This window comes from Cyanobium usitatum str. Tous (assembly GCF_963920485.1).
In the GTDB taxonomy this organism is placed as follows: Bacteria; Cyanobacteriota; Cyanobacteriia; order PCC-6307; family Cyanobiaceae; genus Cyanobium_A; species Cyanobium_A usitatum_A.
On sequence record NZ_OY986431.1, the window covers coordinates 189,076 to 213,626 of the forward strand.

General features: G+C 63.9%; 23 protein-coding genes. 17 read left to right on the forward strand and 6 right to left on the reverse strand.

Going from position 1 to position 24,551, the window contains the following annotated elements; genetic code table 11:
• Positions 1 to 29 precede the first annotated feature (29 nt).
• From rpoB to U9970_RS01125, 13 genes are all read left to right on the forward strand, one after another.
• Complete coding sequence (rpoB, locus tag U9970_RS01065) at positions 30 to 3,320, forward strand: DNA-directed RNA polymerase subunit beta (protein ID WP_322764922.1); 3,291 nt, start codon at positions 30 to 32, stop codon at positions 3,318 to 3,320.
• An 83-nt stretch (positions 3,321 to 3,403) separates the two neighbouring features.
• Positions 3,404 to 5,308 carry a DNA-directed RNA polymerase subunit gamma gene (locus U9970_RS01070; RefSeq protein ID WP_322764923.1) on the forward strand — a complete coding sequence of 635 codons (1,905 nt, stop codon included), beginning with the start codon at positions 3,404 to 3,406 and terminating at the stop codon, positions 5,306 to 5,308.
• Positions 5,309 to 5,378: 70 nt separating this feature from the next.
• Entirely contained in the window at positions 5,379 to 9,494 is a 4,116-nt protein-coding gene (locus U9970_RS01075) for a DNA-directed RNA polymerase subunit beta' (RefSeq protein WP_322764924.1), read from the forward strand.
• Positions 9,487 to 9,660: a chlorophyll a/b-binding protein gene (locus U9970_RS01080; protein WP_322764925.1), complete on the forward strand. Its 174-nt coding sequence runs from the start codon at positions 9,487 to 9,489 to the stop codon at positions 9,658 to 9,660. The genes U9970_RS01075 and U9970_RS01080 overlap by 8 nt, the downstream gene beginning before the upstream one ends.
• A 41-nt stretch (positions 9,661 to 9,701) precedes the next feature.
• On the forward strand, positions 9,702 to 10,751 hold the full coding sequence (gene rlmN / locus U9970_RS01085; protein WP_322765972.1) for a 23S rRNA (adenine(2503)-C(2))-methyltransferase RlmN: 1,050 nt from the start codon (positions 9,702 to 9,704) through the stop codon (positions 10,749 to 10,751).
• 9 nt (positions 10,752 to 10,760) lie between these two features.
• A complete protein-coding gene (locus U9970_RS01090) occupies positions 10,761 to 12,515 on the forward strand; it encodes a sodium:solute symporter family protein (RefSeq protein ID WP_322764926.1) in 1,755 nt (584 codons plus the stop codon).
• Between the two features lie 57 nt (positions 12,516 to 12,572).
• Positions 12,573 to 12,911, forward strand: coding sequence for a hypothetical protein (locus U9970_RS01095; protein WP_322764927.1), 339 nt, complete (start codon positions 12,573 to 12,575; stop codon positions 12,909 to 12,911).
• Positions 12,912 to 12,977: 66 nt separating this feature from the next.
• On the forward strand, positions 12,978 to 14,027 hold the full coding sequence (locus U9970_RS01100) for a phosphotransferase (protein WP_322764928.1): 1,050 nt from the start codon (positions 12,978 to 12,980) through the stop codon (positions 14,025 to 14,027).
• Between the two features lie 30 nt (positions 14,028 to 14,057).
• A complete protein-coding gene (locus U9970_RS01105) occupies positions 14,058 to 14,183 on the forward strand; it encodes a hypothetical protein (RefSeq protein ID WP_254931229.1) in 126 nt (41 codons plus the stop codon).
• A 126-nt stretch (positions 14,184 to 14,309) separates the two neighbouring features.
• Positions 14,310 to 15,065, forward strand: coding sequence for a HEAT repeat domain-containing protein (locus tag U9970_RS01110; protein WP_322765973.1), 756 nt, complete (start codon positions 14,310 to 14,312; stop codon positions 15,063 to 15,065).
• Positions 15,066 to 15,115: 50 nt separating this feature from the next.
• The gene (locus U9970_RS01115) at positions 15,116 to 15,322 is read left to right on the forward strand and encodes a DUF2997 domain-containing protein (protein WP_322764929.1); all 207 of its coding nucleotides are present in this window, start codon (positions 15,116 to 15,118) and stop codon (positions 15,320 to 15,322) included.
• Between the two features lie 23 nt (positions 15,323 to 15,345).
• The gene (locus U9970_RS01120; protein ID WP_322764930.1) at positions 15,346 to 15,735 is read left to right on the forward strand and encodes a DUF1257 domain-containing protein; all 390 of its coding nucleotides are present in this window, start codon (positions 15,346 to 15,348) and stop codon (positions 15,733 to 15,735) included.
• Positions 15,736 to 15,755: 20 nt separating this feature from the next.
• Complete coding sequence (locus U9970_RS01125; protein WP_322765974.1) at positions 15,756 to 16,151, forward strand: ferredoxin; 396 nt, start codon at positions 15,756 to 15,758, stop codon at positions 16,149 to 16,151.
• On the opposite strand, the gene rsmG is transcribed toward U9970_RS01125, so the two are convergent.
• Positions 16,117 to 16,866, reverse strand: coding sequence for a 16S rRNA (guanine(527)-N(7))-methyltransferase RsmG (rsmG, locus tag U9970_RS01130; RefSeq protein WP_322764931.1), 750 nt, complete (start codon positions 16,864 to 16,866; stop codon positions 16,117 to 16,119). The genes U9970_RS01125 and rsmG overlap by 35 nt on opposite strands.
• Positions 16,867 to 16,934: 68 nt before the next feature.
• Here rsmG and U9970_RS01135 point away from each other — a divergent pair, with 68 nt between their 5' ends.
• On the forward strand, positions 16,935 to 17,396 hold the full coding sequence (locus U9970_RS01135; protein WP_322764932.1) for a J domain-containing protein: 462 nt from the start codon (positions 16,935 to 16,937) through the stop codon (positions 17,394 to 17,396).
• A complete protein-coding gene (locus U9970_RS01140) occupies positions 17,393 to 17,659 on the forward strand; it encodes a DUF3143 domain-containing protein (RefSeq protein ID WP_322764933.1) in 267 nt (88 codons plus the stop codon). Before U9970_RS01135 ends, U9970_RS01140 begins: the two co-directional genes overlap by 4 nt.
• Here the strand turns inward: U9970_RS01140 and U9970_RS01145 are convergent.
• From U9970_RS01145 to U9970_RS01165, 5 genes are read right to left on the reverse strand one after another with little or no spacing between them, the layout of a single operon-like run.
• Entirely contained in the window at positions 17,656 to 17,811 is a 156-nt protein-coding gene (locus U9970_RS01145) for a hypothetical protein (protein ID WP_322764934.1), read from the reverse strand. The genes U9970_RS01140 and U9970_RS01145 overlap by 4 nt on opposite strands.
• Complete coding sequence (bioD, locus tag U9970_RS01150; protein ID WP_322764935.1) at positions 17,808 to 18,476, reverse strand: dethiobiotin synthase; 669 nt, start codon at positions 18,474 to 18,476, stop codon at positions 17,808 to 17,810. Before bioD ends, U9970_RS01145 begins: the two co-directional genes overlap by 4 nt.
• Positions 18,473 to 19,252, reverse strand: a complete 780-nt coding sequence (locus U9970_RS01155) for a methyltransferase domain-containing protein (RefSeq protein ID WP_322764936.1) — start codon at positions 19,250 to 19,252, stop codon at positions 18,473 to 18,475. Before U9970_RS01155 ends, bioD begins: the two co-directional genes overlap by 4 nt.
• The gene (locus U9970_RS01160) at positions 19,249 to 19,932 is read right to left on the reverse strand and encodes an alpha/beta hydrolase family protein (RefSeq protein ID WP_322764937.1); all 684 of its coding nucleotides are present in this window, start codon (positions 19,930 to 19,932) and stop codon (positions 19,249 to 19,251) included. The genes U9970_RS01155 and U9970_RS01160 overlap by 4 nt, the downstream gene beginning before the upstream one ends.
• Complete coding sequence (locus U9970_RS01165) at positions 19,923 to 21,080, reverse strand: aminotransferase class I/II-fold pyridoxal phosphate-dependent enzyme (protein WP_407653097.1); 1,158 nt, start codon at positions 21,078 to 21,080, stop codon at positions 19,923 to 19,925. Before U9970_RS01165 ends, U9970_RS01160 begins: the two co-directional genes overlap by 10 nt.
• A gap of 200 nt (positions 21,081 to 21,280) precedes the next feature.
• On the opposite strand from U9970_RS01165, the gene U9970_RS01170 reads away from it, so the two are divergent.
• Together U9970_RS01170 and U9970_RS01175 are read left to right on the forward strand one after the other, a co-directional pair.
• Positions 21,281 to 24,022, forward strand: coding sequence for a DEAD/DEAH box helicase (locus U9970_RS01170; RefSeq protein ID WP_322765976.1), 2,742 nt, complete (start codon positions 21,281 to 21,283; stop codon positions 24,020 to 24,022).
• A gap of 26 nt (positions 24,023 to 24,048) precedes the next feature.
• Entirely contained in the window at positions 24,049 to 24,528 is a 480-nt protein-coding gene (locus tag U9970_RS01175; protein WP_322764938.1) for a DUF1997 domain-containing protein, read from the forward strand.
• Positions 24,529 to 24,551 lie beyond the last annotated feature (23 nt).

Consider the following 24,551-nt stretch of genomic DNA (forward strand, 5'->3'; position numbering starts at 1 on the left):
TTATCCACCCGTTCCTGCAGGTTCACCGCATGAGCAGCGCGATCCAGGTCGCCAAGACCGCCACTTACCTCCCCGATTTGGTGGAGGTGCAGCGCGCGAGCTTTAAATGGTTCCTGGAGAAGGGCCTGATCGAAGAGCTTGAGAGCTTTTCGCCGATTACCGACTACACCGGCAAGCTAGAGCTGCACTTCATCGGTAGCGAGTACCGCCTGAAGCGCCCGCGTCACGACGTGGAAGAAGCAAAGCGCCGTGATGCGACGTTTGCGTCCCAGATGTATGTCACCTGCCGCCTGGTGAATAAGGAGACAGGTGAGATCAAGGAGCAGGAGGTTTTCATCGGCGAGCTGCCCTTGATGACTGAGCGAGGCACCTTCATCATCAACGGTGCCGAGCGGGTGATCGTTAACCAGATCGTGCGCTCACCTGGCGTCTATTTCAAGGATGAGCAGGACAAGAACGGCCGTAAAACTTTCAACGCCAGCTTGATCCCTAACCGGGGTGCCTGGTTGAAGTTTGAAACTGATAAAAACGACCTGCTGCACGTACGTGTCGATAAGACGCGCAAGATCAATGCTCACGTGTTGATGCGGGCTATCGGCCTGTCTGACAACGACGTGCTCGATAAACTTCGCCATCCCGAGTACTACCAGAAGTCGATCGAGTCGGCCAACGACGAGGGCATTTCCTCCGAAGATCAGGCCCTGCTTGAGCTCTATAAAAAGCTGCGTCCGGGTGAGCCACCCTCTGTCAGCGGCGGCCAGACCCTGCTGCACAGCCGCTTCTTTGATGCCAAGCGCTACGACCTAGGTCGCGTTGGTCGTTACAAGATCAATAAAAAGCTGCGCCTCACCATCCCCGATGCCGTGCGCACCCTCACCCCTGAGGACGTGCTCAGCACCATCGACTACTTGATCAATCTCGAGCTCGATGTGGGCGGCGCCAGCCTCGATGACATCGACCACCTCGGCAATCGCCGGGTGCGCTCGGTGGGAGAGCTGCTGCAAAACCAGGTGCGGGTCGGTCTCAACCGGCTCGAGCGCATCATTAAAGAGCGCATGACGGTCGGGGAAACCGAATCCCTTACCCCTGCCCAGCTGGTGAACCCCAAGCCCCTAGTGGCGGCGATCAAGGAGTTCTTTGGCTCCAGCCAGCTGAGCCAGTTCATGGACCAGACCAACCCACTGGCGGAGCTAACCCACAAGCGCCGGATCAGCGCCCTGGGCCCAGGTGGTTTGACCCGCGAACGGGCGGGCTTTGCGGTGCGCGACATCCACCCTTCCCACTACGGGCGCATCTGCCCGATCGAGACACCGGAAGGACCGAATGCAGGCCTGATTGGCTCCCTGGCCACCCACGCCCGAGTTAATGAGTACGGCTTCATCGAGACGCCGTTCTGGAGAGTGGAAGAGGGCATCGTTCACAAGAGCGGTGATCCCATCTACCTTTCTGCCGATCTCGAGGATGAGTGCCGCGTAGCTCCTGGCGACGTGCCCACCAATTCCGATGGCTACATCACCTCAGATCTGGTGCCTGTGCGCTACCGCCAGGACTTTGAGAAGGTGCCCCCTGAGCAGGTCGATTACGTCCAGCTCTCGCCGGTGCAGGTGATCTCGGTGGCCACCTCCTTGATTCCATTCCTGGAGCATGACGACGCCAACCGGGCCCTAATGGGTTCAAACATGCAGCGCCAGGCCGTGCCTCTGCTGCGGCCAGAGCGCCCCTTGGTGGGCACCGGTCTGGAAACCCAGGTGGCCCGCGACTCCGGCATGGTGCCGATCACCCGGGTCAATGGCACGGTCACCTTTGTCGATGCCACCGCCATCGTCATCCGCGATGACCAGGGCACCGACCATGTGCATCACCTGCAGAAGTACCAGCGCTCCAACCAGGACACCTGCCTCAACCAGCGTCCGATCGTGCGCCAGGGCGATCCGGTGATTGCTGGCCAGGTGCTGGCGGATGGCTCCGCCTGCGAGGGCGGCGAGATCGCCCTGGGGCAAAATGTGCTGATCGCCTACATGCCCTGGGAGGGTTACAACTACGAGGACGCGATCTTGCTGAGCGATCGTCTCGTGCACGACGACCTCTATACCTCGGTTCACATCGAGAAGTACGAGATCGAAGCCCGTCAGACCAAGCTTGGCCCTGAGGAGATCACGCGGGAAATCCCTAATGTGGCCGAGGAGAGCCTGGGCCACCTCGACGAGATGGGAATCATCCGCATAGGCGCCTACGTCGAAAGCGGCGACATCCTGGTTGGCAAGGTGACCCCCAAGGGTGAATCCGACCAGCCCCCAGAAGAGAAGTTGCTGCGCGCAATCTTCGGCGAGAAGGCCCGCGACGTGCGCGACAACTCCCTGCGGGTGCCTAGCACCGAACGGGGTCGGGTTGTTGACGTGCGCATCTACACCCGCGAGCAGGGCGACGAACTACCGCCCGGCGCAAACATGGTGGTGCGGGTTTATGTGGCCCAGCGCCGCAAGATCCAGGTTGGCGACAAGATGGCCGGCCGCCACGGCAATAAGGGCATCATCAGCCGGATCCTGCCCCAACAGGACATGCCCTACCTGCCCGATGGCACCCCCATCGACATCGTGCTCAACCCCCTGGGGGTACCGAGCCGCATGAATGTGGGCCAGGTGTTTGAGTGCCTGATGGGTTGGGCGTCCTCCCACCTCGACTGCCGCGTCAAGGTGGTGCCGTTTGACGAAATGCACGGCGCTGAAAAGTCGAAGCAAACCGTGCAGGCCTACCTCGAGGAAGCCGCCAAATTGCCCGGCAAGGAATGGGTCTACAACCCCGATAACCCAGGCAAGATTCAGTTGATCGACGGCCGCAGCGGCGAGCCTTTTGACCAGCCCGTGACGGTTGGGTACGCCCACATCCTCAAGTTGGTTCACCTGGTGGACGACAAGATCCACGCCCGCTCCACCGGCCCCTACTCCCTGGTTACCCAGCAGCCCCTGGGCGGCAAGGCCCAGCAGGGCGGCCAGCGTCTTGGTGAGATGGAGGTCTGGGCTCTTGAGGCCTATGGCGCCGCCTACACCCTGCAGGAACTGCTCACCGTCAAGTCCGACGACATGCAGGGCCGCAACGAGGCGCTTAACGCCATCGTTAAAGGCAAGCCGATCCCCCGCCCTGGCACGCCGGAGTCGTTCAAGGTGCTGATGCGCGAGCTGCAGTCGCTTGGTCTAGACATCGCCGTCTATACCGATGCCGGCGAAGAAGTTGATCTCATGCAAGATGTCAACCCCCGCCGTAGCACCCCCAGCCGTCCCACCTACGAGTCCCTCGGCGTCGCGGACTATGACGACGACTGATCGCTGATTGATCGCGGATCGCTCCTCCTGCGGGCGAAGCCGTACCTCCCCTTCCTTTATCGATCTCCGCGAGCTGCAAGCCGATGTCCAACAGCAACCTCCGTACCGAAAACCACTTCGACTACGTCAAGATCACCTTGGCGTCGCCTGAGCGGATCATGGAGTGGGGGCAGCGCACGCTGCCCAACGGTCAAGTGGTGGGTGAGGTAACCAAGCCCGAAACCATCAACTACCGCACGCTGAAGCCCGAGATGGACGGGCTCTTCTGCGAGAAGATCTTTGGCCCGTCCAAGGACTGGGAGTGCCACTGCGGCAAGTACAAACGGGTGCGTCACCGCGGCATTGTCTGCGAGCGCTGTGGTGTGGAGGTTACGGAGAGCCGGGTGCGCCGTCACCGTATGGGTTTCATCAAGCTCGCGGCACCGGTGAGCCATGTCTGGTATCTGAAAGGGATTCCCAGCTACGTAGCCATCCTGCTCGACATGCCCCTGCGGGATGTGGAGCAGATTGTTTACTTCAACTGCTACGTGGTGCTCGATGCGGGCGATCACAAGGACCTCACCTACAAGCAGCTTCTTACGGAAGATGAGTGGCTGGAGATCGAGGACCAGATCTACGCCGAGGATTCGGATATTGAGAATGAACCAGTAGTGGGCATCGGCGCCGAGGCGTTGAAGCAACTGCTGGAAGATCTTGAACTCAACGAGACTGCCGAGCAGCTGCGTGGTGATATTGCCGCCAGCAAGGGTCAAAAGCGCGCCAAGCTGATCAAGCGCCTGCGCGTGATCGACAACTTCATAGCCACTGGTGCCCGTCCCGACTGGATGGTGCTCGATGTGATCCCGGTGATTCCGCCCGACCTGCGCCCGATGGTGCAGCTCGATGGCGGTCGCTTTGCCACCTCAGACCTCAACGATCTCTACCGCCGCGTCATCAACCGGAACAACCGGTTGGCCCGTTTGCAGGAGATCCTGGCCCCTGAAATCATCGTTCGCAACGAGAAGCGGATGCTGCAGGAGGCCGTAGACGCCTTGATCGACAACGGTCGCCGTGGTCGCACCGTGGTGGGTGCCAACAACCGGGCACTCAAGTCGCTGAGCGACATCATTGAGGGCAAGCAGGGCCGCTTCCGTCAAAACCTGCTTGGTAAGCGGGTCGACTACTCCGGTCGTTCCGTGATCGTGGTGGGTCCGAAGCTGAAGATGCACCAGTGCGGCCTGCCCAAGGAGATGGCGATCGAGCTGTTCCAGCCGTTCGTGATCCACCGCTTGATCCGCCAGAACATTGTCAACAACATCAAGGCCGCCAAGAAGTTGATTCAGCGCGCCGACGATGAGGTGATGCAGGTGCTTCAGGAGGTGATCGAAGGTCACCCGATTCTGCTGAACCGAGCTCCGACCCTGCACCGTCTCGGCATTCAGGCCTTTGAGCCAAAACTGGTTGATGGTCGCGCCATCCAGCTACACCCGCTGGTGTGCCCGGCCTTTAACGCCGACTTTGACGGTGACCAGATGGCCGTGCACGTGCCGCTGGCGATCGAAGCTCAAACCGAGGCGCGCATGTTGATGCTGGCCAGCAACAACATCCTTTCGCCCGCCACTGGCGAGCCGATCATCACCCCGTCCCAGGACATGGTGCTTGGCGCTTACTACCTCACGGCCGAAAAGCCTGGAGCTATCAAGCCTGAATTTGGCGACCGGGCCAATACCTTCGCCAACCTCGACGATGTGATCGATGCCTTTGAGGAGAAGCACGTTCACCTCCACGATTGGATCTGGGTGCGTTTCGGCGGCGAGGTGGAGAACGACGACGAGGACAAGCAGCCCCAAAAAGAAGAAACCCTCAGCGACGGCACGCGCATCGAGCAGTGGCTGTTCCGCCGCGATCGCTTTGATGAAGATGGCGCCCTAATCAGCCGCTACCTGCTCACCACTGTGGGCCGTGTCGTGATCAACCACACGATCATCGACGCCGTGGCTGCGACCTGACGGCCGTTCCGGATTCAAGGTTCCGGGTTTCCGTTTTCCTTCCTTTTACGTCTATCAATTGCGCGCAGCCATGACAGCCACACCAGCTAAGAAAACCACCAAGAAGAGCGCCAAGAAGGCTGCCGAGGCAGCCGCTCTGGAAATTGCTGCAGCAGCAGCACTGAAGGCGAGCAAAGCCCTTAGCAAGCAGGCGCCACCCTTCCGCAACCGCATCATCGACAAGAAGGCGCTGCGCAATCTGGTCGCGTGGGCCTACAAGCACCACGGCACGGCAGCTACGGCCTCCATGGCCGACGAGCTCAAGGATCTCGGCTTCCACTACGCCACCCAGGCCGCCGTTTCGATCTCCGTCGACGACCTGCGCATTCCTAGTGACAAAGCTGCCCTGCTGGCTGAAGCCGAGGAGCAGATCACTGAAACCGAAGAGCGCTATCGGCTCGGCGAGATCACTGAGGTTGAGCGCCACACCAAGGTGATCGACACCTGGACCGAAACCAACGAACGCCTGGTGGCGGCCGTGCGCCGCAACTTCAACGAGAACGATCCACTCAACTCGGTGTGGATGATGGCCAACTCCGGTGCCCGGGGCAACATGTCCCAGGTGCGCCAGCTGGTGGGCATGCGCGGCTTGATGGCCAACCCCCAAGGGGAAATCATCGACTTGCCGATTCGCACCAATTTCCGCGAGGGGCTTACGGTCACCGAATACGTGATCTCCTCCTACGGCGCCCGCAAGGGTCTGGTGGACACGGCCCTGCGTACAGCCGACTCCGGCTACCTCACCCGTCGCTTGGTAGACGTTGCCCAGGACGTGATCGTGCGGGAAGACGACTGCGGTACAACCCGCAGCATTCCGATCGATGCCGACGAGAAAGGCAGGTTTGGCGCCAGGTTGATCGGCCGCCTGGCAGCCGAGCCCTTGGTTGCAGAGGACGGCGAAATCCTGGTTGATCGCGATGGTGAGATCGATCCGATCCTGGCGCGCCGGATCGAGGAAGGTGGTGTCAAAACAGTCAAGGTGCGCTCGCCGCTTACCTGCGAGGCATCCCGCTCGGTGTGCCGTAAGTGCTACGGCTGGGCTCTGGCCCACAACCAGCTGGTGGATCTGGGCGAAGCCGTCGGCATCGTGGCAGCCCAGTCGATCGGTGAACCCGGCACCCAGCTGACCATGCGGACCTTCCACACCGGTGGTGTGTCCACGGCCGAATCCGGCGTGGTGCGCTCCTTGGTGGATGGCACGGTCGAATTCGGGCCCAAGGCTCGGGTGCGCCCCTTCCGCACCCCCCACGGTGTGGAGGCCCAGCTAGCCGAAACAGACTTCACCCTCAGCCTTAAGCCCACGGGTAAGGGCAAGCTGCAAAAGCTCGATATTGTTAGCGGCTCGATCCTGTTTGTCGCCGATGGCGACACCGTGCCCGGAGATACGATCCTGGCCCAGATCGCCGCTGGCGTGACGGTCAAAAAGAGCATTGAGAAGGCCACCAAGGACGTGATCTGCGACCTGGCTGGTCAGGTGCGTTACGAGGATGCGATCCAGCCCAAGGAGGTCACCGACCGCCAGGGCAACATCACCCTCAAGGCCCAGCGCCTGGGCCGGATGTGGGTGTTCAGTGGTGACGTCTACAACCTGCCCCCCAATGCCCTGCCCGTGGTGGGTGGCAACAAGGTCGTCACCACTGGCGAAGTGCTGGCCGAAAGCCGCCTGGTGAGCGAGTACGGCGGCGCCGTGCGCCTGCGCGATAGCGCCGGCGACTCCCGCGAGGTGCAGATCGTCACCGCCAGCCTCACCATCAAAGACTGCAAGTTGGTTGGTGAATCCACCCACTCCGGCGAGATCTGGCACCTGGAGGGCAAGGACAACATTCGCTACCGCCTCAATACCGCCCCTGGCAGCAAGATCGGCAACGGTGAGGTGATCGCTGAGCTGGCCGACGATCGCTTCCGCACCCAAACCGGAGGCACCGTCAAGTTTGCCCCGGGTTTGTCGATCAAGAAAGCTCGTAGCGCAAAGAACGGCTACGAGGTGAGCAAGGGCGGCACCCTGCTGTGGATCCCCCAGGAAACCCACGAGATCAACAAGGACATCTCCCTGTTGATGATTGAGGACGGCCAGTGGATTGAGGCCGGCACCGAGGTGGTGAAGGACATCTTCAGCCAAACCGCCGGCATCGTCACGGTGACCCAGAAGAACGACATTCTTCGGGAAATCATTGTGCGCTCAGGCACTCTGCATCTGGTTTCCGACAGCAAAACCGTCAGCAAATTTGCTGACGGCAAGATGGTTACCCCTGGCGAAGATATCGCCAAGGGTCTTAAGGCGGAGGCGATTCTGTTTGTCGAAGCAGTTGAAACCCCCGACGGTGGGGCCCTGCTGCTGCGTCCTGTTGAGGAGTACGCCATCCCAGATGCTGCCCACCTGCCCGAATTGGGCGCGGTTAAGCAGTCAGGCGGCCCCTCCTTGAATCTCAAGGCCACCCAGCGCCTGGCCTTTAAGGACGGCGAGCTGATCAAGAGCGTCGATGGTGTGGAGCTGCTGCGCACCCAGCTGATCCTGGAAACCATCGACACCACCCCCCAGATGACGGTGGATGTGGAAGCGGTGTCTGATAAGCGGGCCAAGACGATCGAGCGCCTGCAGCTGACGATTTTGGAAACCCTGCTGGTGCGTCGCGATACCCTCTCCGATGCCAGCCACGGCTCCACCCACACCGATCTCCAGGTGGAAGACGGCATTGCGGTGAAGCGCGGCGACGTGGTGGCCACCACCCAGATCCTCTGCAAGGAGGATGGAGTGGTTCAGCTGCCTGATCTGGTCGATGGCGAGCCGATTCGCCGTTTGATCGTCGAGCGCGATGGCGACACCCGCAACATCGTGCTTGGTTCGGCTAAGTGTGAGGTTGGGGTTGAGCAGCGCATCGTCGATGGTGACCGGCTGGCGGAAGGGGTCGAAGCCCCCTGCTGCGGTCAGGTGGAAGCCATCAACGGCAGCACCCTCACGATTCGCCTCGGTCGCCCCTATATGGTTTCGCCCGACTCCGTGCTGCACGTGCGCGACGGTGAGTTGGTGCAGCGCGGTGACGCTCTAGCCCTGCTGGTGTTCGAACGTCAAAAGACAGGCGACATTGTGCAAGGTCTGCCCCGTATTGAGGAGCTGCTGGAGGCCCGCCGTCCGCGGGAATCCACAATTCTCTGCCGCAAGAGTGGCACCGTGCAGATCAAGCAGGGTGATGACGATGACTCGATAACCGTCTCGGTTATCGAGCACGACGATGCCATCACCGAGTACCCAATCCTGTTGGGTCGCAACGTGATGGTGAACGATAGCCAGCAGGTGCATGCCGGTGAATCGCTCACCGACGGCCCGATCAATCCCCACGAGTTGCTGGAGTGCTTCTTTGAAGATCTGCGCAGCCGCAAGCCCACCATGGAGGCGGCCCAGGAGGCCATTTCCAAGCTGCAGTTCCGGATGGTCACGGAGGTGCAGAACGTCTACAAGAGCCAGGGAGTTGCGATTAGCGACAAGCACATCGAAGTGATCGTGCGCCAGATGACCAGCAAGGTGCGTATCGAGGATGCCGGGGACACCACCCTGCTGCCCGGTGAGCTAATCGAGCTGCGTCAAGTGGAGCAGGTCAATAGCGCCATGGCAATCACCGGTGGCGCACCCGCCGAGTTCACACCGGTGCTGCTGGGAATAACCAAGGCCTCGCTTAACACCGACAGCTTCATCTCGGCTGCCTCCTTCCAGGAGACCACCCGGGTGCTGACTGAAGCTGCCATCGAGGGCAAGAGCGACTGGCTGCGCGGTCTCAAGGAGAACGTGATCATCGGCCGCCTGATCCCTGCTGGTACTGGCTTCAGCGGCTTCGAAGAGGAGCTGCGGGCTGAGGCGGGCCCCCATCCCGACATCCTCGAGGAGGAGGCCATGGGCTATCGCCGCATGCAGAACCTGCGTCCCGATTACACAGTCGAGATGCCGGCTCCAGCGGCGTCGATGGCAGTGCTCGATGATCCCTCCGATGCGGATCTTGAGGCAACTCGCAGCCGCCATGGCATCGAAGCCAGCGCCAGCGGCACGGCAGCCTTTACCCGACCATCCGTTGAGGAGGGTCTGGAGGAGGAGCTGATCGCTGATCCCGCTGCCCTCGAGGGTCTGCAGGAAGAGGGTCTGCTCACCGATGAGTAATTCCGCCCGCACCAGCCTGAACACGCAGGTGCCCCAGCGCCGGCTGCCCCGCTTTGGCTTCCACACCCACACCGAGCTGCTCAATGGCCGCATGGCCATGTTGGGTTTCATCGCCCTGCTGGTGGCGGAATGGAAGCTGGGCCACGGCTTGCTGATCTGGCCTTGAGCACATCGCCCGCTGCGCCGCTAGCCACTCCCCTGCTGGGGATGGGTTTGGCGGCCTTGGAGCAGTGGGCCGTTGGCCATGGTCAAGCCGCCTTCCGCGGCCGCCAGCTGCACGATTGGCTTTACGCCAAGGGAGCTCGCAGCCTCGACCAGGTGACTGTGCTGCCCAAGGCCTTCCGGGACCAACTAGCCACCCAGCCCCCCAGTGGTGCCGGCGATTGGATTGGTCGCTCACGGGAGCTGCACCGCAGCGTCGCCCGTGATGGCACCACAAAACTATTACTAGGAACTCACGACGGCCTCAGCCTCGAGACCGTGGGCATCCCCGCCGAAGGCAGGCTGACGGTGTGTGTGAGCAGCCAGGTGGGCTGCCCGATGGCCTGTCTCTTTTGCGCCACCGGTAAAGGGGGGCTGCAGCGCTCCCTAGCGGTGCACGAGATCGTCGATCAGGTGCTGAGCGTGCGTGAGGTGATGGATCAGCGCCCCAGTCACGTGGTGTTTATGGGCATGGGTGAGCCCCTGCTCAACAGCGAGGCGGTGCTGGCAGCGATTGATTGCCTCTGCACCGATCTGGGTATGGCCCAGCGTCAGATCACGGTGAGCACCGTGGGAGTACCCAAGAGTTTGCCCACCTTGGCGGAGCAGGCCCTAGAGCGGCTGGGCCGGGCCCAGTTCACCTTGGCGGTGAGCCTGCATGCCCCGGACCAGCGCCTGCGGGAGGAGCTGATCCCCACGGCCCATGGCTATCCCCTAGAAGCGCTGCTGGCCGATTGCCGCCACTACGTTGAGCTCACCGGCCGGCGGGTGAGTTTTGAATACATCCTGCTGGGCGGGCTAAATGACCAGCCCCGCCATGCCGATGCCCTTGCACGGCTCCTGCGTGGCTTCCAGAGCCATGTGAATCTGATCCCCTACAACCCGATCGCCGAGGAGGAATTCCAGCGTCCAGCGCCTGGCGCGGTGGAGGCGTTTCGACAGGCTCTGATCGACCGCCATGTGGCTGTGAGTGTGCGGGCCAGCCGCGGCCTCGATGCCGATGCCGCCTGCGGCCAACTGCGTCGCCGGCTTGAGGGCAGCCTGGAGCCGGCTTAAGGTCCGCCTATGGCAAAGATCGACTGGCTGATCCTGATCAGTTATCTGGTGGCCAGCCTGATGTTGGGCCTTTGGCTTTCGCGCCGCAACCGCGATCAGGCCGACTACTTCGTGGCCGGCCGCCAGCTCAAAGGCTGGCTGGCTGGCGCTTCGATGGCGGCCACTACCTTTTCTGTGGACACGCCCCTCTATGTGGCTGGCCTTGTGGGGGTGCGCGGCCTCGCTGGCAACTGGGAGTGGTGGAGCTTTGGCGTGGCCCATGTAGCCATGGCGGTGGTGTTTGCTCCCCTGTGGCGCCGCAGCGGTGTGCTCACCGATGCCGCCTTCACCGAGCTCCGCTATGGCGGCCCCACCGCTGCCTGGCTGCGGGGCATCAAGGCCTTTTTGTTTGCCCTGCCGATTAATTGCATCGGCATCGGCTACGCCTTCTTGGCGATGGCCAAGGTGAGCGAAGCCCTGGGTCTGGCCCCCACCCCCGCCGCCAGGCTGCAGCTGCTGGCGATCGTGGGGGTGCTGGTGCTCGTATACACGGCTGCCGGCGGCCTCTGGGCCGTGGTGGTGACCGACATGCTGCAGCTGGTGCTGGCCCTGGCCGGGGCGCTGGCCGTGGCTTTTTACGCGGTCCAGGCCGCCGGTGGCATGGATGCCCTGCTGGCCAGCGTGCGCGAGTTGAACCGGCCGGAGCTTCTCTCCCTGGTGCCTTGGCAGCTGGAGGGTGGCCGCTTCAGCTGGATCGAAGGGGCTGGTATCTCCGTGCCTACCTTCACTGCCTACATCGCCCTGCAGTGGTGGAGCTTTCGCCGCAGCGACGGCGGCGGTGAATTCATTCAGCGGCTGCTGGCCACCCGCGATGAGCGCCAGGCCCGCATCGCCAGCTGGGTGTTTCTTGGGGTGAACTACCTGCTGCGCAGCTGGCCCTGGATCCTGGTGGCCCTGGCGGCGGTGGTGTTGCTGCCCGAATCCACCGACTGGGAGCAGAGCTACCCGCTGCTGGCGGTAAAGCTGCTGCCTCCTGTGGCCTTGGGGCTGGTGGTGGTGTCCCTGGTGGCGGCCTTCATGAGCACCGTGAGCACGGCGGTGAACTGGGGTGCCAGCTACCTCACCCACGACCTATACCAGCGTTTCATGCGGCCGGAGGCAAAGGATCGGGAGCTGCTGCTGGTGGGCCAGCTGGCCTCGGTGGTGCTGGTGGCCCTGGGTGTGCTCACGGCGCTGTTGAGCACCAACATCGGCACCGTGTTTCGGCTGGTGATCGCCATCGGCACTGGCCCTGGGGTGGTGCTGGTGCTGCGCTGGTTTTGGTGGCGGATCAATGCTGCCGCCGAGCTGGCGGCGATGCTTGGCGGCTTCCTGGTGGGGTTCTCCACCTCCGTGGTGCCGTTTCTGCGCATCGACGACTACGGCGTGCGGCTGCTGGTGACCACCGTGCTCACGGCCGTGCTCTGGATCCTGGTGATGCTGGCCACCCCGCCGGAGAGTGCCGAGGTGCTCGAGCGCTTCGTGCTCCAGGTGAGGCCGGCCGGGCCTGGCTGGGCAGGCTGGCGGCGCCGCACCGGCGTCGAGCCCCAGGAAACCCTGCTCGATCTGGTTAGCCAGCTGGTCTTGAGCTGTGCGGTGTTGTTCGGAGCTCTGCTCGGCATCGGCGGCTTCCTGCTCAAGCTCCCCGTCTGGGGTTGGGGCGGGCTGGTGGTAGCTGTGCTGGCTGTGTTGGGCCTACAGCAGCGCTTCCGCCTGCAGGCCGGTCTGCGCGGGATCAGCTCCTAGGGGGGGTGAGTACGTACCTTCGGTAGCAGTCCCCAGGAGCTGTACCTCGACCCCGAGATGCTGGCTCAGGAGCTGGCAGAGGAGCTGCGTGGTGATCCGCTCGACGACCTCGATAGCAGTGATCCAACGGCCAGTGATGTGGCGGCCGAGTGCGATCTGGGCTTGGCCTTGTTGCGGGGCGATGCAGGGGCAAGCAGCCAGGAGCAGTGCATGCATGGGTTGCGCATTTTTTGTGAACATCGCGATCCCCGGGCCCTGCCCCTGCTGCAACTTGCTGTCCGCCATCAGCGGAGTTGCTACTGGCTACTCCCTGCTCCCTCGGCGGTCACAGCTGTCAGGCGCCGCCAGCTGCCGGAACTCTTGACCATTATAAGAAAATTATTGAGCCAACCTTAGGCGTTAATCTGGGCCTACTGAAGAGGCTCGCCATAGGAATATGCAGTTTTTTCTTAAAGCTTACTGATGCTCAACACTGTAAAAGAAGGGCTCTTTAGCAAGCGCGCCTTGGGTGCTCAGTCTAGTGCTGCAGCTGCGAGACGTCTTTTGGGGCCGTTGGCTCTAGTGAAGGTTGTCGATGGCTCCGAAAGGCCGCAGGGCTTTACAAGCTTGGATATGGGTTTTTTTGTTGCCGAGTTGCCGCAATGGCTGCCTCGATTTTGGCGTGATGGCTTGCTTGCTCGCGCAGAAAGTCGTTGGGGATCGCTCCGGTTTGTTCAAAAGCGATTTGGTGTTGACGGGGAAGCACTTGTGTTGCGCTGTCTATTTCTTGCATCCCCTCGCCCACCGCGTTCCTTGCGGTTGCCTGTTCCTTTGATATTTGGCTTGACTGCAGGGGATGAAAATTGCCAGGTGCTTATGGAAGATCTCCCAAATGTTGGGAAGCTGGAGTTGGCTACTCCGGGTGAAGCCACTGTTTTGGCTGAACATATCATTCGACTTGAGAGCTACCTAGCCGAGGCGGAGGGTCGAGCGGCGATTCCCTTGTTTCGTCATAGGGTTTTGGCTAATACTCGGCGCCTGCGCAAGTTGATCCGGCGAACGAATGACTCTTCCTTTGACTGCTCCGGTTTAATAATGCGAGTGCAAGCCTTGGCTAGTTGGCTCGAGGGGGCCCCAATGGTGCTTTGCCACAATGACATTGGGCCAGGCAATATGGCAGGCGATAACGTCTTAGGGCCTGACTCTGAGATTAGATTTATTGATTTCGGAAGTGTAAGCCACAACGTTGTTGGTGCTGATTTGCACCATTACGCCGCTTGGGGGCTTGACTCAATTGAACAGCAAACATTTTTTGAGCATCTCTCAACTCGTTATGCCGAGCTTGCTAGTCAACCTGTTTCGCTGGTTCGTGCGGGGGCCTATGCCTACGGCCTAGAGCGGAGCGTAATGCGGTGGTGGCGGCGCAAGGAGAGGCGTCAATTCCCAGCTCGAGCACGCGCCTTCTTGGTCAAAATCCAGATTCTCTTGAGCAGGGCAGAAGCGGAGATGCTGCTGGCTTTGCAGGAGTCATGATGGGATCCAGCACTCGCAAAACCCACGGCTTTGCAATTTTTTCGCTCCACCCTGCTGCCGGCCGCCATCGTGGTGTTGTTCGGGCTGGCCCTGTTTGCCGTGAGCGCCCGCATCTGGTTGCCAGGTGACATGGCGGCCCCTGCCCCGATTGGCTAAATCAACGTTGTGAGCGTTTCTCCCCAGTCCGATCAGCCCTCCGGTGGGGAGATTCCCTTCGGTGACTCTTCTTTCGGTGATAGTCCCTTCGGTAGCAGTCCCCAGGAGCTGTACCTCGACCCCGAGATGCTGGCTCAGGAGCTGGCAGAGGAGCTGCGTGGTGATCCGCTCGACGACCTCGATAGCAGTGATCCAACGGCCAGTGATGTGGCGGCCGAGTGCGATCTGGGCTTGGCCTTGTTGCGGGGCGATGCAGGGGCAAGCAGCCAGGAGCAGTGCATGCATGGGTTGCGCATTTTTTGTGAGCATCGCGATCCCCGGGCCCTGCCCCTGCTGCTGCCGCTGCTGACGGAGAGCTGCCCGATCCTGCGGATGAGCGCGGTCTACGCCTTGGGCCGCAACCCCAGCCCCCAGGCGGTTGAGCCCCTGCTGGGCCTGCTTGTTTCAGACGACAACGGCTACGTGCGCAAGGCCGTGGCCTGGAGCCTGGGCAACTACCCCGAGGCCCCGATCCTCAATCCCCTAATCCGCTCCCTGCAGGTGGACATCGCCGCGGTGCGCCTCTGGGCTGCCAGCTCCCTGGCTGAGGCGGGCTGCACCGGGCCGGCCAAGGCCGATCCCGCCGCGGCCCAGTTGTTGCTCAGCTTGGGCATCGACAGTGAGCCGGCGGTGCGCAGCAACAGCGCCTGGGCCCTAGGTCGCCTCTACGGCGAGCTGGTGGAGCCCCGGCAGCAGCTGGTGGTTGAGTCGTTGTTGCACGCCATGCTCAACGATTTCGAATTGGGGGTGCGCGATGAGGCCCGGCTGGCCCTCGAGCAGCTCGAGCAGCCGGAGGTGTTGGAGCGTCTGCAGACCCTGGTGGAGGAGGGGTTGCTCAGCTAACCAGCTGCAGGATTTCCTGGTTAACATCCACAAACTTCTCAGTCCGTGGGATGGAACAGCTCACCATCCGCTACCGAATCCACCCCGACGGGCGCGTCGATGAGCTGGTGGAAGGACTGAACGGCATGGCCTGCGAGCAGCTCACTGAGCGCATTGAGGCCAGGCTTGGAGTTGTGCAGCAGCGTCGGTCTACCGCTGAGGCTTTTATCTGCCAGCAACAGGAGGTCCAACAAAGCCAGGTCCAGTCCCTCTCCTGAACCGATTACTTCTCCCTAAATCGATGTCGCACTTCAGCACCATCAAGACCGAGCTCCGTGATCGCCAGTCCTTGCTCGAGGCGCTCGAGGATCTGGGCCACGGCCCAAGGCAGGGAAGCTTGATGGTCCGCGGTTATCGCGGCCAAACCGTGGAGGCCCAGCTGGCTGTGGACCAGGCCAATGGCGCTGATATCGGTTTTCGCCTCAATCCTGAAACCGGCAGTTATGAGCTGGTGACCGATCTCGACCTCTGGAATCAACCCGTGCCGGTGGAGCGCTTCCTGGCCCAGCTCAACCAGCGCTATGCCCTGCGCAGCATCCTGGCCGCCACGGCTGAGGAGGGTTTCCAGGTGAGTGAACAAGCACAGCAGCAAGATGGCAGCATTGAATTGGTGGTTACCCGTTGGGCCTAGATCCGGGAGCTCACCCCGGCATGGTTGATCCCTCCCTGGCATTCACCGCCACGGCCCTTCCCCCCGAGTCACGCCGAAGTGGTCACGAACCACTGCTCGGCGGAGCTTTGGGTCAGAAGGCTGTATGGGTTGATGAGGCTGTCTGCATTGGCTGCCGCTACTGCGCCCACGTGGCAGTCAACACCTTTGTGGTGGAGCCCCACTGGGGCCGCTCCCGGGCGATTCGCCAGGACGGCGACTCCACCGAGCTCATACAGGAGGCGATCGATACCTGTCCCGTTGACTGCATTCATTGGGTTGCTTATGAGCAGTTGCCCGAGTTGCAGCAGCAGCTAGAAGGTCAAGAAATTCTTCCCCTTGGTGTGCCTTCGCCGGTGCGTCTTAAGCGCACGTTGCCGCGCCCAGGGGCTGCTTAGCCGGCAGCCCCACGGCCCGGGGATAGGTGCGCGGGCAGGGCGCCAGCGGTTTAACCACCAGGGCGTGGCGGCTACCTCGGCCACTTGGTAATTCCCTGGCCAGGCACTGGTCGATGCCAGCCTTGAGGGGGATAAGGGCGGCGTTGAGGTCCCGTTGGTCATCGGCTGACCACTGGCCGCGATAAAGCAGGGCTCGCCCCTGGGGTTGCAGCAGCGGCACCAGGTATTCGGCCACCACCGGCGCGCTGGCCACCGCCCGGGCCAGGGCCCAGTCGAACTGGCCCCGACAGGCCTGCTGCTGGCCGGTGCGCTCGATCCTTTCGCAGCGCAGCTGCACCCGCTCCCCAAGCCCCAGCGCTGCGGCCATGGCCTGCACCGCCTCCACCTTGCGCCCCACCGAATCCACCAGGGTCAAATGGGCCTGGGGAAAGGCGATCGCTAGCGCCAGGCCGGGGAAGCCACCGCCGGTGCCCACATCGATCAGTCGCAGCGGTGCCTGGGCTGCCCCCGATTGCAGCAGGGGCACCAGGGGCCAGAGGCTGTCAAACACCTGGGCTATCCAGAAGTCGTCGTCCTCCACCAGTCGGGTCAAGTTGAGCTTGCTATTCCATTGGCGCAGCTGCTCCTGCAGGTCGCCAAGCGACTTTTCTTGGGCTGGGCTGGGCTGCCAGCCGAGCTCCTGCCAGAGGGCATTGCCGGTGAGGGTGCGAGCCATCCAGCTTGGCGACGGGTTTCTGATCTCTAGGATCCCGCAGACCGGATCGTTTTCCCGGCGCCCTGCCCTTGGCCAGCTCCCCACCCAGTTATTACACGTTGCTCCAGGTGCCGCAGAGCGCCTCGCCCCAGGAGCTACGCCAAGCGTTCCGGGGGCTGAGCAAGCGCTACCACCCCGACACCACCGTGCTGCCAGCTGGGGAGGCTGCATTGGCTTTCCAGCAGCTGCAGCAGGCTTATGGGGTGCTGAGCGACCCGGCCTCGCGCCAGCGCTACGACGACCAGCTACGCCCGGCTTCGGTGCCCAGCAGCCCCGTTGCACCGCCACCGACGATCATTTCTCGGCCTGCTTCGGTGCGGCGTGATCTTTCTGGTGGCGAGTGGCTGGCGCTGCTGCTGCTGGGTTTTGCCCTGGTGTTGAGCTTGGTTTTGGGTGTGGGAGTGGCCTGGATGCGCGGCGCCCAATTGGTGCAATGGCCCAGCTGGTGGCCTGAGGGCGCCCCCACCAACGTGACAGGGTTGGCTTCATGACCGAGATGCCCAGTTCCCAGACACCGCTGTATCACCACCCCCTGCCTGCTCTGGAGCTCTGGCTGGAGCAGTTGGGTGGCAAGCGGCATCGCGCCAATCCCTGCCTCTGGGACCTGCACCGCCCCGAATGGAGCGCCCAGATTGAGCTGGAGGTGGACGAGCTCAAAGTGAGCTGGCACAGCGACGGCCAGGTGTGTGTGCGTCACTTTCCCTATGGCTTGTCGCGGGCCGATGCCGAGGCGGTGATCCTGGCGGGGCCTTAACGGCAGATGCGGCTCTGGCGCTCCTCCGCGCTGGAGATCGGCCCGCAGTTGACCCAGCGCACCAGGGAGGTTTCCACGTCGGTGAACAGCACCAGCACGCCGCCGCAGAGCAGCACCAGGGCACCACTTACCAACCAGTGCTGCTTGTTCATCGGCTGGGGTTGGGGCTTGTGCCCATGGCTGCTTTCAGGGTACGGCCCAGGTCTTGCGCCTGCCATTGGGCAGCCAGCCCGGAGGCGGTGAGCGGTTCTAAAGGTGGCAGCTGGGCTAACACCGGCGCTTGGGCCAAGGCGGCCAGGGTGGCGGGATTGTCGGGATGGAGCGGGCCATTGAGCACCAGGCCCAGCAGGGGAATCGAGCGCTGACGCAGGGCCTGCACCGACAGCAGGGTGTGGTTGAGGGTGCCCAGGCCGCTGCGGGCCACCAGCAACACCGGCAGCCCCCAGGCGGCTAGCTGATCGATTTGCAGCCAGTCGCGGCGCAGGGGCACCAGCAGCCCACCGGCGGTCTCAACCACCAAGGCTCCGGCCACTGCCGGCAGGGCCAGCCGGGCCGGGTCGATCGTGATGCCTTCTAGTTCGGCGGCCCAGTGGGGTGAAACCGGCGTCTGCAGCCGGTAGGCCTCCGGTAGCAACCGCGTAGCTGGTAGCTGCAGAAGGGCCTGCAGGCGGCCCGAGTCGCCGCCGCCTTCCAGTCCGCTTTGCACCGGTTTCCAGTAGGTGGCCCCGAGCCCCTGCACCACAAGGGCGCTCACCACGGTTTTGCCCACGTCGGTGTCGGTGCCGCAGATCACCAGGGCGTTGCTGCCGCTGCTCATGGGCCGGGTCGCTGACCAAGCAGCACTAATACTTCCCAGCTGACGCAGCCATCAGCTGGCCAGCAGTGCAGCAGCCGGCGCAACTGGGCCGCACTGAGGCGGCTGGCCCGGCTGGCGCTTGCCCCGAGGCCCTGTAGCTGCTGCAGGAAGCCGAGGCCGCTGCCGTAGGCGCGGCTGAAGCGCAGCCGGCGGCTGTAGTGGGCCATCAGGCCGCCCCTGCTGGCGGCGGCCAGCAGGGCTTCGGCGGCGGGCAGGCTCAGGGCTGTGCAGGGCACCCCCGCGGCCGCGGCGGCCTGGTGCCACTGGGGAAAACTGGCGCTTGTCGGCACTGCCAGGCCAAGCCAGCCTCCTGGCCGCAACTGTTCGCACCAGTGCTGCACTTGGGCTGGGGGATTATCCAGCCACTGCAAGGCGAAGCTGGAGGTGAGCAGGGAGGCCTGGCCCAGTTGCTGTGGCAGCCCCCGGTTGAGGTCCCAGCCGAGCTGGCCGCCGGCGGCTGCCAGGGGGTTGTGGGCCAGTAGTTCGGGGCAGATATCAAGCTGTAGGAGGGGTTCCTGGCATCCCTGAGCCCGCAGCGCCTGCCCCACCAGCCCGCTGCCGGCGCCGAGATCGGCCCGGGGGCCGGCGGCAAGGGGGAGGGGCGCGCATAGGTGGGCCAGGCGCCAGGCCACCCCCTGCTGCAGGCGGGCATGGCGGGCGTAGTCGGCGGCGTGGCGGCCGAAGCGGCTGCTCACGCGCGCGCTGAACACTGCGTCACGCACTTGATTTGCGTTCATGGCAGGCCCTCGATCCAGCCACACACGGTGGGCACGAGGGCCGGGCTGAGCAGGCAATGCCCCACGCCCGCCAGCACCAGGGTGTCGGCGGCAGGCAGGAGGCTGCGCAGTTGCTGGCGGGATTGCGGACTCACGATTTGATCCTCGCCGCCCTCCACGATCAACACCCGCGCCTGGAGCGGGAAGCCAGGCGGTAAGCCGGCGGTGGCCGCCAACAGGTTTAGATCTTCCGCCAGCAGCTGGCGGCCGGAGGCAGCAAGGGAGGAGTTGGCGATGCCGGGGGGCAGCAGGCTGGCGGGCTGGGGGGCTGCGGCGCGCTCCATGAAGGTTTGCAGCATGGTGCTGGCTTCCGGGCCAGCTAGCTGGCTTGCCATGGCCGCCACGGCGCTGCGTAGCCGGCGGCCGCCGGGGCCCTCGGGCACAAAGCGGCCAAAGCTGGCTAGCAGCACCACCGCATCGGCCTGGGCCAGCACGGCGGCGGGCAGCAAGTGGGGGCCCAGCGAGTGGGCGATCACCAGCTTCAGCCCCTGGCCGCTCTGCCAGGCCACCGGCCTGGGAGCTTGGCCGCCGTAGCCCCGTTCGCCGCCCTGCCACGCCCAGCCGCGGGCGCTCCAGGCGCTGTGGAATGGTTCCCAGCCCTGGGCATCGCCGGCCCAGCCGTGCATGGCGATCAGCTGCATGCAGGACTCCCTAGCGCTGCGAGCAAGCGCGCCGATGTGCCCGCCGGTAGGTCGTGGCGCAGCACCAGCCGCAGCCGCGCCGTGCCTTCAGGCACGGTGGGGGGGCGGATGGCCACGCTCAGCAGTCCGGCAGCTTCCAAGCGTTGTTGCAGCTCGAGAGCCCGGCGATCGTCGCCCACCAGCAGCGGCAGGATCGGCCCGCTGCCTGGCGGCCGCGGCCAGCCGGCCGCTTCGATGCCAGCGCGCCAACGGGCGGCTCGCTGCAGCAGGGCCTCGCCGCGGGGTTCGGCCTGAATCAGGGCCAGGGCAGCCAGGGCGCCGGCGGCCAAAGGTGGGGCCAGGGCCGTGGTGTAGCGGAAGGCGCCGCTGGATTGCAGCAGCCAGTCCCCCACCAGGGCATCGCCGGCCAGAAAGGCCCCACCGCCACCAAAAGCCTTGCCGAAGGTGCCGCTGATCAGGGCGATTTCGGGCTGGTTGTGGCCCAACCCCCGTCCGCCGGGGCCGAGCACTCCCAGGGCATGGGCCTCATCGAGCAGCAGGGCGGCGCCGTGTTCGGCGCAGAGGGCCGTCAGGGCCGCCACATCCACACTGGTGCCCTGCATCGAGAACAGGCTCTCGCTCAGCACCAAAAGCCGCTGCTCGGGAGCGCGCTGGCGGGCAGCTTGCAGCTGGGAGTCGAGCTGGGCTAGGTCGTTGTGGCCGAAGCGCTGCAGCCGGGCACCGCTGGCGCGCACCCCGGTGAGCAGGGAGTGGTGGATAAGCCGGTCGGCCAGCACCAGGCTGTGGCGATCGACCAGGGCCCCTACCGCCGCCAGGTTTGCCTGAAAGCCGCTTGGAAATAGCAGCACCTGCTCGCGCCCCAGCCAGGTCGCCAGCGCTGCCTCTAGCTCGCCATGCACCGGCCGACTGCCGCTCACCAGCCGCGAGGCTCCGGCCCCCAGTCCCTGGCTGGCCGCGGCGGCCTGGGCGGCTGCCACCACCGCGGGGTGACGGCTTAGGCCCAGGTAGTCGTTGCTGGCTAGATCCAGCAGGGGAGTGCTGCTGCCATTGGCAGTGGGCTGCTCCAGGGTGGCGGCGGTTGCGGCGGGGGCAAAGCTGCGCAGGCCGCGGCGGCGCTGGGCGGGGATGGCTGCGAGTTGACGCAGCAATTCATCCCGCCAGCTGGCGGCTCTTTCCCCTGAGGGGGGCGAGGTGGTGCCGGGTTGTGTCAACGACCGGACAGGGCTGCGCAAACGCTAAATCCGAGCTTGTGCCACGGCCTGTTGCTACTAGAGCTGGCCTGAGGCGGATCAGGCTCCTCCCCCATAGGATGGACCCATGATCCAGCTCAAATAGCAGCGTGCCTGAAATGGCGCCCCATGGGCTGGATCCTGCAGCGATTTTTCCTTTCCCGCTCGACGACTTCCAGCTCGAGGCGATCGACGCGCTCAACCAGGGCCACTCGGTAGTGGTGAGCGCGCCCACGGGCTCCGGTAAGACGCTGGTGGGTGAATACGCCATCTACCGCGCTCTGGCCCATGGCCAGAAAGTTTTTTACACCACGCCGCTGAAGGCGCTCTCTAACCAGAAACTGCGCGATTTCCGCGAGCAGTTTGGTGCCGACAAGGTGGGGCTGCTCACCGGTGATATGAGCCTCAACCGGGAGGCCCAGGTGGTGGTGATGACCACCGAGATCTTCCGCAACATGCTCTACGCGGCAGCCGATGCGGGAGATGACCCGCTGGAGGGCGTGGAGGCGGTGGTGCTCGATGAGTGCCACTACATGAACGATTCCCAGCGCGGCACCGTCTGGGAGGAGTCGATCATTCACTGCCCGCTGCCGATTCAATTGGTGGCGCTTTCGGCCACGGTGGCCAATGCCGGCCAGCTCACCGACTGGATCGAGAGAGTGCATGGGCCCACCCAGCTGGTGCTCAGTGACCACCGGCCGGTGCCGCTGGCCTTCAGCTTTTGCAGTGCTAAGGGCCTGCACCCCTTGCTCAACGACGAGGGCACCGGGCTCCATCCCAACTGCAAGGTGTGGCGCGCCCCCAAGGGCGGCCAGCGCAAGGGCCCGAAAACACCCAAACCGCCCCAGCCCGAGGCTCCGCCCCTGGGTTTTGTGGTGGCCCAAATGGCCGAGCGCGACATGCTGCCGGCCATCTATTTCATCTTCAGTCGCCGCGGTTGCGATAAGGGCGTCAAGGAGCTGGGCAAGGCTGCCCTGGTAACGCCGGCTGAACAGGCACGCATTAAGGCCCGCCTGGATCTTTTTGTGGCAACGACCCCCGAGGCGGTGCGGGAGGGCGGCCACGCCGAGGCCCTGCTACGCGGCATTGCCGCCCACCATGCCGGCGTGCTGCCGGCATGGAAGGAGCTGATCGAGGAGTTGTTTCAGCAGGGGCTGATCAAGGTGGTGTTTGCCACCGAAACCCTGGCTGCCGGCATCAACATGCCGGCTCGCACCACGGTGATTTCGGCGCTGAGCAAGCGCACCGAGCGAGGCCACCGCCCCTTGATGGGCAGTGAGTTTTTGCAGATGGCGGGCCGGGCCGGCCGGCGCGGCCTCGATATCCAGGGCTACGTGGTGACCGTGCAGAGCCGCTTTGAGGGCGTGCGCGAGGCGGGCCAGCTCGCTACCGCGCCAGCCGATCCGCTGGTCAGCCAGTTCATGCCCAGCTACGGCATGGTTCTCAACTTGTTGCAGCGCTACGACCTAGCTAAGGCTAAGGAGCTGGTGGAGCGCAGTTTTGGCCGCTACCTGGCCACACTCGATTTAGTCGAGGACGAGGCCCGCATCGCCCAGTTGATGCAGCAGCTCGAAGGCCTGGAAGATGGCTCCGGCGAGGTGCCCTGGGACGACTTCGAGGACTACGAAAAGCAGCGAGCTCACCTGCGCGAAGAGAGGCGCATTTTGCGGATCTTGCAGCAGCAGGCCGAGGAAACCGTCGCCCACGAGCTCACCTTGGCGTTGCAATTCGCCAGCGAGGGCACTTTGGTGAGCCTCAAGGCACCCCAGTTGCGCGGCCGGGTGACCCCGGCGGTGATTGTGGAGAAGGTGAAGGGGCCGGGGCAGTTTCCCCTGCTCAAGTGCCTCACCGACGAGAACCTTTGGCTGTTGCTGCCCTGCCACGGGGTGGTGAGCTTGCACGCCGAGCTCAGTTGCCTGCAGGTGAGCCAGGTGGATCCCCCCGAGTTGCGCCAGCTTGGTGAGTTGCGCCACGGCGATCAGGCCAGCGGCGGCTTGGCCCTTGCCGTTGCCCACATGGCCAGTCGCCACGACATGGCCACCCCCCAGTACGACCTGGCCGGTGAGGTGCAGGACCAGGCCCAGCAGGTGCAGCAGCTGGAGGAGGGCCTGGAGCTGCATCCAGCCCACCGCTGGGGCGACCGCCGCCAGCTCAAGAAGCACCGCCGCCGCATGGAGGAGTTGCAGATAGAGATCGAGGAGCGCCAGCAGCTGCTGCACTTCCGCTCTAATCGCCACTGGGATACGTTCCTGGCGTTGATTGAGGTGTTGCGTTTCTTCGGCGCTCTGGCTGGGGCTGATGGCCTGGAGCCCACCGAGGTGGGCCGCACCGTCGCCGCCCTGCGCGGCGACAACGAGCTGTGGCTGGGACTGTCGCTGATGAGCGGCCACCTCGATGAGCTCGATCCGCCCCAGCTGGCGGCGGTGTTTGAAGCCATCTCCACCGAAGTCAACCGGCCCGATCTGTGGTGCGGCTACCCGCCGCCACCAGCGGCCGAGGAGGCCCTGCATGATCTGCGCGGCCTGCGCCGCGAGCTGGAGCGTCAGCAGGAGCACGCCAAGGTCAATTTCCCGCTTTGGTGGGAGCCCGAGCTGATGGGCCTGGTGCACGCCTGGGCTAAAGGTGCCAGCTGGAGCGACATGATTGCCAACACCTCCCTTGACGAGGGTGATGTGGTGCGAATCCTGCGCCGCACCGTTGATTTGCTGGCCCAGGTGCCCTACTGCGAGGCGATCAGCGAGCAGCTGCGCAGCAAGGCCCGAGCTGCCCTCAAATCGATTAATCGCTTCCCGGTTTGCGAGATCGAGGATTTGTTGGCCAAGGAGCCGGCGGCGATTGCCAGGCCGGTCGAACCCGCATGAGGTTGGAGCAGCGGCGTGTCTGCCGTGTGCCGCTTGAACCTGCCCCGCTGGTGGACCAGCTGGAGCTGTTCCTTGCCAAACCCTTGCGACCATTGCGCGGCCTGCTCGACTCCAATCGCCTCCAGTCCGATGGTGGTGATTTGTACGACTACAAGTCAAGACCCTACGCAGTGGCGGGTTGGATCCTCCAGCCCCGGGTTTCGCTGCGGGCTCGGCTGATTGCAGGGGAGCTGCTGATCGAGCAGGTCGCCTGCAGGGTGGATGGTTTGGGCGAGTGGCAGGAGCGCCTGCGCTTTGGTTTGGAGGCCCGGCTGCGCCCGGCTGCAATTGCACCAACAGCCCTAGAGGCCGAGGCTTTGGTGTGGGCCGACCTGCCTGGGGTGGCCGTCTTGGCAGCCGCACCCGTGCTCAACCTGGCCCTGCAGCAACTGCTCGATCGGCTGGAGCGGCGCTGCCAGCAGGGGCTGCGCCGGCGGGCTGAAGCCTGGCTGGGTAGAGCCTCGTAGTCTGCAGCCCTTCAAGCATCGAC